At 57.8% G+C, this 8,816-nt stretch carries 7 protein-coding genes and 1 pseudogene; 7 read left to right on the forward strand and 1 reads right to left on the reverse strand.

The features are described from left to right. Window positions 1-122 precede the first annotated feature (122 nt). The 3 genes from DW645_RS09530 to DW645_RS09540 all read left to right on the forward strand — a co-directional run bounded on the left by DW645_RS09530 (window position 123) and on the right by DW645_RS09540 (window position 2,218). Complete coding sequence (locus DW645_RS09530; protein WP_233505710.1) at window positions 123-698, forward strand: methylated-DNA--[protein]-cysteine S-methyltransferase; 576 nt, start codon at window positions 123-125, stop codon at window positions 696-698. Between the two features lie 196 nt (window positions 699-894). After that, the gene (locus DW645_RS09535) at window positions 895-1,395 is read left to right on the forward strand and encodes a cell wall metabolism sensor histidine kinase WalK (RefSeq protein WP_117778623.1); all 501 of its coding nucleotides are present in this window, start codon (window positions 895-897) and stop codon (window positions 1,393-1,395) included. 148 nt (window positions 1,396-1,543) lie between these two features. Continuing rightward, window positions 1,544-2,218 carry a TIGR00266 family protein gene (locus DW645_RS09540; protein ID WP_117629922.1) on the forward strand — a complete coding sequence of 225 codons (675 nt, stop codon included), beginning with the start codon at window positions 1,544-1,546 and terminating at the stop codon, window positions 2,216-2,218. Between the two features lie 162 nt (window positions 2,219-2,380). Here the strand turns inward: DW645_RS09540 and DW645_RS10255 are convergent. After that, window positions 2,381-2,521, reverse strand: a pseudogene (locus DW645_RS10255) (hypothetical protein); the annotation flags it as partial. A gap of 109 nt (window positions 2,522-2,630) precedes the next feature. Between DW645_RS10255 and DW645_RS09550 the strand changes: the two are divergent. From DW645_RS09550 to DW645_RS09565, 4 genes are all read left to right on the forward strand, one after another. Further along, the gene (locus DW645_RS09550) at window positions 2,631-3,332 is read left to right on the forward strand and encodes an ABC transporter ATP-binding protein (RefSeq protein ID WP_117629924.1); all 702 of its coding nucleotides are present in this window, start codon (window positions 2,631-2,633) and stop codon (window positions 3,330-3,332) included. 5 nt (window positions 3,333-3,337) lie between these two features. Continuing rightward, window positions 3,338-6,103 (forward strand): FtsX-like permease family protein, encoded by a 2,766-nt coding sequence (locus tag DW645_RS09555; protein WP_233540762.1) that lies wholly within the window; start codon window positions 3,338-3,340, stop codon window positions 6,101-6,103. A gap of 641 nt (window positions 6,104-6,744) precedes the next feature. Beyond that, window positions 6,745-7,665, forward strand: coding sequence for a helix-turn-helix transcriptional regulator (locus tag DW645_RS09560; RefSeq protein WP_118227328.1), 921 nt, complete (start codon window positions 6,745-6,747; stop codon window positions 7,663-7,665). Between the two features lie 448 nt (window positions 7,666-8,113). Further along, window positions 8,114-8,443, forward strand: a complete 330-nt coding sequence (locus tag DW645_RS09565; protein ID WP_118227329.1) for a multidrug transporter — start codon at window positions 8,114-8,116, stop codon at window positions 8,441-8,443. Window positions 8,444-8,816: the final 373 nt, after the last annotated feature.

Below are 8,816 nucleotides of genomic sequence, written 5' to 3' on the forward strand. Positions count from 1 at the left end.
CCAGCCATAAAAAAGCCTCCCATTCTTGTGTCCAAGAAATGGGAGGCAGTTCAGGACGTATCTGCGGGGGTTGTCTGCACAATTCGCGGTATTATGTTGCGGAGTTTTGAAAGGAGCCGCTGGTGGTCACGACGACGTTTGCTTCGCCTTTGGGCGAAATCCTGCTTGCCGCTGATGGCCGCGGTCTGACGGGGCTTTGGTTTGAGGGGCAGGAGCACTTTGGCTCCACGCTTCTCCGTGAAGACTCCGAACATGTTGAAGGCGTCGATGCGGTTTCCGGTACTGGTGGCATGTCGTCGGTGAGTCCGGCAAATGGTGCGGCCTCTTCGGTGCTTGAGCGTTCCTGGGCTTGGCTGAATGCTTATTTTGCAGGGCAGGAACCTCGGTTTACGCCGCCGTTGCATATGATCGGCACGGCGTTTCAGCGTGAGGTTTGGTTTGAGCTGCTTTCGATCCCGCGTGGCGAGGTCGCTACGTATGGCGAGATCGCCCAGCGTGTTGCGGCTCGACATCGTGTGCCGGGAAATGAAGCGCCCGTTGTATCTCCTCGCGCGGTGGGGGCTGCGGTCGCTCGCAACCCTATTTCGATTATCGTGCCGTGCCATCGCGTGGTCGCGGCCGACGGATCGCTCAACGGATACGCCGGTGGACTGGATCGCAAGGAGTGGCTGCTGCGCCTCGAGGGTGCCTATCTATAAGCTGCAGGCGGCCGCAACGCCCATGCGGCAAGCGCGCTCGCTGTACGGGCGTTGTTTGCAGGGCGAGATGTGAAGCCGCCCGTTCCTTAAGTCCGACTAAGCTATAACCTTGCTTTTTTAAATATGCTCATCGACCTGCTAAGGCAGCACTAAGGCGAGTGCGGGTGCGCTATTATCGGCGCTCACGGAGCGCTTGGTGTTCTTGGCACGCATGGACGAGGGCTCGGCGGGCTTTACCATGGCGTCGATCGATCTTTCGGAGGCGGTGAACAAGGTGGCGGCGCCGTTTAAGTCGGTGGCGGTCTCAGGCGGTAAACGCCTGTCGACGTCGATTGCGACCGGCGTGCGGACCCATGCCGATGCCGCGGCGGTGGCGCAGGTGGTTGAGTTGCTACTGGACAACGCCACGCGCTATGCGAGCGAGGGCAGCGTGATTGAGCTGAGCCTGTGCGCCGTTTCGCACGGCAAAGGCAAGGGCGCCGCCGAGCTTGTCGTATCGAACGCCGTGGACGAGCTGCCCGAGGGCGACCTGGACCGATTGTTCGATCGCTTCTATCGTGCGGATGCGTCGCGCAGCTCCAAGACGGGTGGCTCGGGCGTGGGCCTGTCCGTGGTGCGTGCCATCGCCGAGGCCCATGGAGGCGCCGCCACCGTATCCGGTCACGGCAACCAGATCACCTTCACCGTTTGCCTTTAAAACCCGCCAAAAAGGAACAGGTTTATTTTGGCAGGTTTTATCTGGGGAAACGTCCGCAGGAGAGGGCATGGGCGGTGTGAACATATGCATCTCTACCTGCTAAAATATAGGCATCGTTATTCGGCTCCTGAGTGGAAAGGAGACGGTCATGCAGTACGAGATCGGCGGAGGGGCTTTCCCGGTTGTTACGTGCAACCTTAGCGATGGCGAATCCATGATCACCGAAAGCGGCGCCATGGCTTGGATGACCCCCAACATGGAAATGTCTACCTCGGGCGGTGGCATCGGCAAGATGTTCTCCAAGGCTTTTTCGGGTGAGGCATTGTTCCAAAACATTTGGACCGCGCGTGGCGATGGCATGATCGCGTTTGGCTCCTGCTTCCCCGGCCGCATCGTGCCAATCGAGATCGGTCCGGGCAAGAGCTGGATTTTGCAGAAGCGTTCGTTCCTTGCCGCGGAAAGTGGCGTCGAGTTGAGCATTCACTTTAACAAGAAGGCAAAGGCCGGCGTCTTTGGCGGCGAGGGCTTTATCATGCAGAAGCTCACGGGCTCGGGTGTTGCTTTTGCCGAGATCGACGGCGACCTGGTTGAGTACGAGCTCGCTGCTGGCCAGCAGATGATTGTGGATACCGGCAACGTGGCCGGCTTTGAGGAGACCGTGAGCATCGACGCTCAAATGGTCAAGGGCGTCAAAAACATCATGTTTGGTGGCGAGGGCGTGTTCAACACCGTGCTCACCGGTCCCGGTCGCATCTGGTTGCAGACGATGCCCATTTCCAATCTTGCGGCAGCAGTGGCCTCGATGACCAACAACAATAACTAGTCCGCATAGGATAGCGCGCGGCGGGCTTACCCTGTCGCGCGCTTTTTTGCTGGCAAACGCCTCGCTTATAGAGTGTGGCTGCGCTGCTACAGCGAGCGTCGTCATCTCGTCACCCTGATAGCTTGCGGCAAGCGTGGCAATGAGGAGTGAGAATTTGAGTGCTCAGTCCCAAGGCATAATGGCGGCCATGCCAACAAGCAAAAACGAGTTGCCGGTGTCACGGAAAGGCAGGCGTCGGTCGATTCCACGTGAGACGGCTGTGCCGATCTGCACGGCCGCCCCTGCGCGTCCCGCGCTGCCCCCAAAGAGGTACGTTTCCCCTTATAAAACCTGCCAAAATGAACCTGTCCCTTTTTGGTCGGTGGGAAATGGGTAATACTAAAGAGTTATCCGACCAGATGGGAATTAATCGATGGCCTATATCGAATTCAAAGACGTCATCAAGGCATACGGCGAGGGCGATGCCCGCATCCACGCGCTCGACGGCGCGAGCTTTACGGTCGAGCGCGGCGAGCTCGCCATCATTTTGGGTGCTTCGGGTGCCGGCAAGACCACGGCCCTCAACATTCTGGGCGGCATGGACACGGCAACTTCTGGCACCGTGACGGTGGACGGGCGTGACGTGAGCTCTGCCAACGAGGCTCAGCTTGTGGAATACCGTCGCGCCGATGTCGGCTTTGTCTTTCAGTTCTACAATCTGGTCCCTAACCTGACGGCGCTTGAGAACGTCGAACTCGCGGCGCAGATCTGCCCCGATTCGCTCGATGCCGAGCAAACGCTTCGCCAGGTTGGCCTGGGCGACCGCCTCGCTAACTTTCCGGCGCAGCTTTCGGGCGGCGAGCAGCAGCGCGTATCCATCGCCCGCGCGCTGGCTAAGAACCCCAAGCTGCTTTTGTGCGACGAGCCTACGGGTGCACTCGACTACAAAACCGGCAAGCAGATCTTGCAGCTGCTACAGGACACTTGCCGCAAGCAAGGCATTACGGTCATCATCATCACCCACAACTCTGCGCTGGCGCCCATGGCCGATCGCCTGATCCGCTTTAAGAGCGGCCGCGTGGAGAGCGAGACGATCCAGCAAAATCCTGTGCCTATCGAGACGATCGAGTGGTAGCGCCCATGAATCAGGACCGCCAAAACAGTCAACGCCGCGACGCGCAGAACACGGAGCGCGAGCAGGATTTTACGACCTACCGTACCGCCCAAAGCTCAAACGATATGGTGCCGACGGTTTTTCGCCGTGGCATCTACCGCACGATTCGCGGCAGCCTCAAACGCTTCTTGTCTATCGTTGTGATCACCGCGCTTGGCGTGAGCGTGATGTGCGGCCTTAAGGCGGGCTGCGAGGACCTGTGTGATTCGGTCGACGCCTATTTTGACCAGCAGAATGTCTATGACATCAACGTGCAGTCGACCTATGGTCTGACCGGTGACGATCTTGCCGCGATCCAAGAGGTCGATGGCGTCGAGACGGCCGAGGGCATCTATACCGAGACCGCCTATACCGCCGTGGGTACGACGCGCGAGCGTGTCGTCGTACAGAGCCTCTCCAAAGAGAATATTGACCAACCGGTGCTAGTGCGCGGCGAGCTGCCCGAGACTTCGGGCGAAGTGGCAGTGACCTCACGTTTTTTGAAGGCTTCGGGCAAGAAAATCGGCGATACGGTGAGCTTTGCCGCCAACGATGCGAGCTCGTCGAACCAAAGCGCCAAGGACCAGTTTGCCGATGGGGACTACACCATCACGGCCGAGGTTCTCGATCCTACCGACGTGAGCTCCGACTCGACAGTCAACGCCTTTCGCGCTGCTTCGACTGCGGACTACAAGTTCTACGTGAGCGAGGATGCCGCGACATCTTCTTCCTACTCCGCTGTCCACGTGGTCGTCGAGGGAGCCAAGAGCCTCAACTCCTATTCGGATGCCTACTCGGCAAAGATCAATGAGGTCAAGGGCAATATCGAGAAGATCCGCGAGGAGCGTGAGAAGGCGCGCGCCCAGGAGCTGACGGTCGACACACCGGCGAGCTTGGACGCAGCTGAGCGTCAGGCGAATATGGTCTTTGGGATCGAGCAGGACAACATCAATCGCATGGCCGAGGGCAGCGACGAGCGTGCGCAGGCGCAAGCCGACCTGGACCAGCGCCGTGCCGCCGCCGACCAGCAGTTTGCCGATGCCCGCGCCGAGCTCTCTGACCTGGGCGAATGCACCTGGTACATCCAGGACCGCGGCAATATCGCAAGCTACTCGAGCGTCGAGAGCGATAGTTCTTCGATCGAGGCCATCGCCACGGTGTTCCCGTTCATCTTCTTTATCGTCGCCGTGCTTATCAGTCTCACCACCGCCACCCGCATGGTCGAGGAGGAGCGCACGCTTATTGGCCTGTACAAGGCGCTCGGCTATTCACGCGGGCGCATCCTGTCCAAATATGTGGACTACTCGCTGTGGGCGTGTCTGATCGGTGGCGTGCTCGGCAATATCATCGGATTTGTGGGTCTGCCGCTGTTCTTGTTTACGGTGTTCGACGACATGTACTCGCTGCCCCAGATGCTGCTTTCGTACGACATCGTGTCCTCGATCGTTTCGGTGGCGCTGTTTGCCGTGGGCGTGGTGGGAGCCACGATTATCGCCTGCCGCCACGAGATGGCCGAGACCCCTGCCTCGCTCATGCGCCCCAAGGCTCCGCGCGCCGGCTCGCGCATTCTGCTCGAGCGCATTGGCTTTATCTGGCACCGCATGGGCTTTTTGAACAAGGTCGCTGCACGCAACCTGTTCCGCTACAAAAAGCGCGCCTTTATGACCATCTTCGGTATCGCTGGCTGCACGGCGCTCGTGATCTGCGGTATGGGCATCCGCGATACGTCGGTGGCGCTTTCGCCCAAGCAGTACGGGCATATCACGCGCTACGACCTGCTGGCGGTCGCCAATCCCGACGATTTTTCGCAGACGTGCGCGGCATTGGATGAGCGCAGCACGGCCAATGATTCCAACGTGACGGTGACCTCGACCCTGCCGATTATGACCGACAACGTCACCTTTACGTTTGGCGGCAAGAGCGAGACCGTGCAGCTCATCGTGGTGCCCGATGGCCGCACGAACGATCTGGACGACTACGTTCGCCTTGAGGACGAGTCCAAAGAACCGCTGTCTTTGCGTGACGGAGACGTGTATCTGAGCAAAAGTTCACAGCTGGTGCTTGGGATTCAGCCGGGCGATACGGCTCACGTCCAGGATTCGTCGCTCAATGTTGCCAAGGTCAAAGTCAGCGACATTTCGCTTAACTATCTGGGCAACACGCTTTACATGACGCAGGGCACCTATGAGCGTGCGTTCGGTCGAAGCGTACGCCTTAACGGCGTCTTTGTGCTGCTTAAGGGTTCGTCGGCCGACCAGATTGCGTTTAGCAAGAATCTTAAGAGTGACGGTTGGCTTACGATTTCGAGTACGGCCGAGCATTGGGAAAACTATGAGGCGAACTTTACGATCATCAATTCGGTTGTGGTGCTCGTGACCTTCATGGCGGCGTGCCTGTCGTTTGTGGTGGTGTTTACGCTGTCCAACACGAATATCTCCGAGCGCGAACGCGAGCTGGCGACCATCAAGGTGCTGGGCTTCCGCCGTGGCGAGGTGCACCATTACGTGAACAAGGAGACGTTGATCCTCACGGCGATTGGCGCCGCGCTGGGCGTGCCGCTAGGCGGCTTACTGGCCGAGAGCTTTACCTACATTTTGCAGATGCCGTCGCTGTATTTTGATGTTGAGGTCGAGCCGCTGAGCTACGTGCTATCCGTGCTGCTAGCCTTTGGCTTTACGTTTATCGTCAACCTCGCTACCAATCGCACCCTCAACAAGATCGACATGGTCGGCGCCCTCAAAAGCGCCGAGTAGCCTGTCCTGGGATTCAAGTTCTAGCGAGCTGCCGACGCGCCCGCAGCAGCATTTTTGCATAAACCGCCCCGCCAAATGCATACTTTGACGGGGCGGTTGCTTTTTGCCCACAGGTACCCCAGGGGGGGCGTGCAAATTCCGGAGTATTCAGCATCCCGGGGTCCGCGGGCGCGGGGGCGGGGGGTGCAAAACTGCGCTGAAAGCCCCGATTCTGAGCCCCAACGCCTCTAGAGCCGCTCGTTTTTTTTACAGGATGCGGCCCATGGTGCCTGCCTTTCGCCCAAAATCCAGTATGCAGGCACCCTCGGCTGCTGAATACTCCCAAAAATGCACGCCGCATCCTACCCTAGGCACCCGTAGCTACTCTGCGGGTGCGTGGCCTGATAGTAAGTTGCGGTGGAATAGTTCCTGTTTGGCATAGCAGAGCCATGAAACAGGAACTATTCCACCGCAACGTATTGAGAGGGCTCTTGGCTGTTATGCGTACTAACATTTGTCATGAAATGGCAGGCCATTAGGGGGTTGCTACTCGTAGTTGCGGTAGGGTTGGGGCAGATTCTAACTAGAAATGGTGGTCGCTACCGGTTATTCTCGGCATACTCGGCTCATTCGATTACGGTCGCCACATGAAAGGAACCACTATGGATCTTGCGATGGCACAGCGCCTCGTCGATCGCCGCAAAGCTGCCGGTCTTTCCCAGGAGGCTCTTGCTGCCCAGTTGGGCGTAAGCCGCCAAGCTGTCAGCAAATGGGAACGCAGCGAATCCTCGCCCGATACCGATAACCTTATTGCACTCGCCGCGCTGTATGGCGTGTCACTGGATGAGTTGCTATATGGGGAAGCGGCTAGCGATGTCGACACCTCGGCCGACGATGACGTTGACGCAAATAATTACGACGAGACTGAAGGCACCGAGTCTTCTACCGAGCACGTGGATCCTGACGGCAAGCCACTTGTCGACATTTCCCTTGCACGCGGCATTCACGTCGTCGACCCCAACAAAGGTGAAGAGGTTCATGTTGGTTGGAGCGGCATCCACGTGGCTAACGAGCGCAAGGGTGAAGAGGTCCATGTGGGGCCGGGCGGATTGCATATCGATACGCTAGAGGACGATGGACACAGCGTACATACCAATGCCGACGGCACCGTCACCATCGACGGCGAGACGTTTTCCAGCTGGAAAGAGGCACACGACAAGCTCGACCATCATGGCAAGCATTTCCACACCAAGATCGGTCGCGCATGGAACGAGTTTCCCTTTCCTGCACTTGTCGTCCTCGCCTATCTCGCGCTCGGCATCATCTGCGGCACGTGGGGTATGGGGCTCTTTCTGGTCTTTCTGATTCCCGTCTACGAGGCGATGGGCGACTTTATCGACCGACATCATCTCTCCAAGCTGATCGGCGTCGTCTATGCAACAGCCGCCATTGCCTGGTTCCTCTATATGTGGCTTTGTTTGGCACAGCCCCATCCCGCATGGGTCATCCTCATCACGATTCCCTTCATAGAGGCACTCATGTGCTGGTGCCGAAAGCAATGGAAGCGCCGCAAACAAGCCTAAGCCGTTCCAACCCGTCAACAATGCTTGGCCAACGCCGCTCGCCCCTTCCAAGTTGCGGTGAAATACGGACCGTTGAGGACCTTGGAGCGTCTAACAGTCCCGATTTCACCGCAACTCACGAATGGACAGGGCAATTCCAACACGGGAACTGGCATTTAACTCGCCGCATGCCAAGAAAAAGGCCGATTTACTACGATGAACTCGGTGAGGCCGACCACACCCATCCTTTTCAAAAATCGGCAAGCTTTCTACCTGCGGTTTTACTTTCACCCTTTTCGGCATGGTCGAAGGCATTCGAATCATCGTAGTAATTAGGCGCATTTTGTAGCAAACGGTTCATTCAAGCTCGAACTCGAAGACCGATGGTCCCCTCATCCACGGCTGTGAGCGAAAATACCAAATAGAATAAAAATCGAATGGCTAAGTCTGTTTGGTGAACGGAGGCAATATGGGCGAGGTAACTGAAAGCGACTGGAAGCTGTTTAAAGAGCTGCTCCCAAAATGGCAAGAAAGCTATATGGAAATGCTCATCGGCCAGTACATCGAGATACTGAACGGTGGCAGTGAAGCGTCCAGTAGATTTTGGGCGTTAGAAGAGCGTATCAATAGGGACAAGCTGTCCTCAGGAGTGCTTGTGAACGATATTCGCCGCAGCACCATGCGTTATGAGATAGCCAACTTGCTTTCCGATAACGTTATCACGCTCGACGACCTTGACGGTTTCACCGAAGACATTAAGGGCTACGCACGACGTTGCATCGGTCGGCAAGAACGCTGAGCGACATGCGCATCCACAGCCGCTGTACTGCATAAACCGCCCCGCCGGATGCATATTTCGGCTGGGTGGTTGCTTTTTGCCCACGGGTACCCCAGGGGGCGGCGTGCAAATCCCGGAGTATTCAGCATCCCGGAGTCCGCGGGCGCGGGAATGGGTGCACAAAACCGCGTTGAAAGCCTTGATTATGAGCCCTCGGCACCTCAAGGATCGCTCATTTTTACAGTATGCGGCTCATGGCGCCTGCTTTTCGCCCAAAATCCAGTATGCAGGCACTCACGGCTGCTGAAAACTCCCAAAAATGCACGCTGCACCCCACCCTAGGGGTAGCGCACAGAGATGTGGTGTAAGAGGCGGGGCATGCCCCGCCTCTGCC

The organism is Collinsella sp. AM23-17, from assembly GCF_003470945.1.
In the GTDB taxonomy this organism is placed as follows: domain Bacteria; phylum Actinomycetota; class Coriobacteriia; order Coriobacteriales; family Coriobacteriaceae; genus Collinsella; species Collinsella aerofaciens_O.

Excerpts from the sequence above, each read along its gene's own strand:
- DW645_RS09560 (WP_118227328.1), top strand. The coding sequence starts at position 6,745 with ATGGATCTTGCGATGGCACAGCGCCTCGTCGATCGCCGCAAAGCTGCC.
- DW645_RS09555 (WP_233540762.1), top strand. The coding sequence starts at position 3,338 with ATGAATCAGGACCGCCAAAACAGTCAACGCCGCGACGCGCAGAACACG.
- DW645_RS09565 (WP_118227329.1), top strand. The coding sequence starts at position 8,114 with ATGGGCGAGGTAACTGAAAGCGACTGGAAGCTGTTTAAAGAGCTGCTC.
- DW645_RS09550 (WP_117629924.1), top strand. The coding sequence starts at position 2,631 with ATGGCCTATATCGAATTCAAAGACGTCATCAAGGCATACGGCGAGGGC.
- DW645_RS09540 (WP_117629922.1), top strand. The coding sequence starts at position 1,544 with ATGCAGTACGAGATCGGCGGAGGGGCTTTCCCGGTTGTTACGTGCAAC.